This window comes from Paraconexibacter sp., assembly GCF_041602235.1.
GTDB lineage: Bacteria > Actinomycetota > Thermoleophilia > Solirubrobacterales > Solirubrobacteraceae > Paraconexibacter.
In genome coordinates this window covers 1-2,106 of the sequence record NZ_JBFIGP010000442.1, presented here as the reverse complement: position 1 = coordinate 2,106, position 2,106 = coordinate 1, and the positions used below count along the sequence as shown (strand labels likewise).

3 protein-coding genes are annotated in these 2,106 nt (G+C 72.0%); 1 reads left to right on the top strand and 2 read right to left on the bottom strand.

Annotated elements, in window-relative coordinates; all coding sequences use genetic code 11:
- Both ABYE80_RS20190 and ABYE80_RS20185 read right to left on the bottom strand, forming a co-directional pair.
- Positions 1–590 (bottom strand): MerR family transcriptional regulator (locus ABYE80_RS20190; RefSeq protein WP_372792143.1); only part of this gene is annotated, 590 nt, incomplete at its 3' end.
- Between the two features lie 16 nt (positions 591–606).
- A complete protein-coding gene (locus ABYE80_RS20185) occupies positions 607–1,032 on the bottom strand; it encodes a GFA family protein (RefSeq protein ID WP_372792141.1) in 426 nt (141 codons plus the stop codon).
- Positions 1,033–1,209: 177 nt separating this feature from the next.
- Between ABYE80_RS20185 and ABYE80_RS20180 the strand changes: the two genes are divergently transcribed.
- The coding region (locus ABYE80_RS20180; RefSeq protein ID WP_372792139.1) for an acyl-CoA dehydrogenase family protein at positions 1,210–2,106 on the top strand (897 nt) is incomplete at its 3' end.

Genomic DNA, 2,106 nt, shown 5'->3' with positions numbered 1-2,106 from the left:
TCGTCGGCGGTTCCGAGGGTCGGCGCCGCGACCCGCTCCACGAAGATCCGCACGAACATCTCGGCGATCTCCATGAGGTGACGGTGGAGCGTCTCGAGGACCTCGATCGACTCGGCGAACGTGAGGCCGAGCGCCTTGAGCTCCATCCCGTGGGCGCGCAGCGTCGGGGAGAGGACGACGATGCGACCATCGTCCTCGATGCGCAGGAAGCCCGTGGCCTGCGACCGGGCGACGAGGTCCGGGGTCACCTGGTCGCCCCACACCTCCACCACGTCGGCCGGCTCGACGACGATCGGCGACTCCTCGATGAGCCCGTGCATGAGGGTGTCGGCGAACGCGCGCAGCTCGGTCGGCGCGATGCCCTCGCCCCACCGCACGAGCCGCTCGATCGCGGGCAGCCCGAAGCCCTGGGCGCGCAGGTCACGCACCAGCTCGATCCGGGCGAGATGGTCGGGGCCGTACAGCGCGACCCGGCCCGAGCGCTCCGGCGCCGGGACGAGTCCCTGCGCCTGGTAGGCGCGGATGTTGCGGACGGTGACGCCGACGCGCTCGGAGAGCTCCTCGATGGTCATGGTCGCGGGATCGGCCACGCCATGACCCTAAGCCCTACGTCGGCAGGTCCCGCGGGAACTCGCCGAGCTCGATGTCGGCGGTCAGCCACGGATGCTTGCGCTCGGTCCACACCGCCATCTCGGGCTCGATCCAGGAGCGGTCGTCGAGCGTGCCGGCCTTGATCGCCACCATGCCCTCCATCTCCGCGAGCTCGCTGACGATCGGGGAGCCGCACGTCCCGCAGAAGCGGCGCTGACGGGGCTGCCCCGTGTCCGTGCCGGTCGTCTCGAAGACCTTGAGCGACTCCGCGCCGTCGATCACGAGCGTCTCGGTCCCCACCAGGACGTTCACCGAGAAGGCGGCGCCGCTCTGGCGCTGGCAGTCCTCGCAGTGGCAGAGCGCCACGGCGGCGGGCTCCCCTTCGGCGCGGTACCGGACGGCGCCACACAGGCAGCCGCCGACAATGCTGGGATCGGTCATGGGCCGACCCTCTCGCCCGTGGCGCACGGAAGCAAGAGCACCTGCCACCTTCGGGGGAGGAAGATCGCCCGGGCGGCCACCCCGCCGTTCGGCGGGTCCGCTCCTCCCCTGGAGAGACCAAGCGCGCCCGGTCGGGTGATGCTCGTGAGCCACCGCATCACTACGGTTCACCGTCTCATGACCATCGCGCCCGCCTCCGCCGACGAGTTCACCGACGAGCAGCGCGAGATCCGCGATCTCGCGAAGCGGTTCACCGACGAGGTGGTCGTCCCCCAGGCCAAGGCGTGGGACCGCGATCACACCTTCCCGGCCGAGGTGGTCAAGCAGCTCGGGGAGCTCGGGCTGATGGGCGTCTGCATCCCCGAGGAGCACGGCGGGGCCGGCTCGGACTACCTCAGCTACGCGCTGGTGCTGGAGGAGCTCTCCCGCGGGGACGCGGGCCTGGGCACCACGATGGCGGTCCACTCCGGGGCAGGCACCATGCCGATCCTCCTCAACGGCAGCGACGAGCAGATCGAGCGGCTCGTCCGTCCGCTCGCCGAGGGGCGAGAGCTCGCCGCCTTCGCGCTCACCGAGGCGGAGTCCGGGTCCGACGCGGGCGCGATGCGCTCGAAGGTCGTCGAGGGCGGGTCCGACGCCCACGTGCGGATCGACGGCACGAAGCAGTGGATCACCAACGGCACCTACGCCCAGACCTTCACGGTGTTCGCCCGCGACCCGGAGGCGCGCGACAAGCCCAGCGGCTTCGTGGTGCGCGCCGGGGCCGAGGGGTTCTCGATCACGCGCGAGGAGGAGAAGCTCGGGCAGCACTCCTCCAACACCGCCGACCTCCTGTTCGAGCGCACGCCCGCCGAGCGGCTGGGCCCGCCCGGCGCGGGCATGCGCATCGCGCTGTCGACCCTCGACGGCGGGCGCATCGGGATCGCCGCCCAGGCCGTCGGGATCGCCCAGGCCGCGCTCGACGTCGCGACCGCCTACGCCAAGGAGCGCCACGCCTTCGGCCGTCCGATCGGCGGGTTCCAGGCGATCTCGCAGAAGCTCGCCGACATGCAGACGGAGATCGCCGCGGCCCGC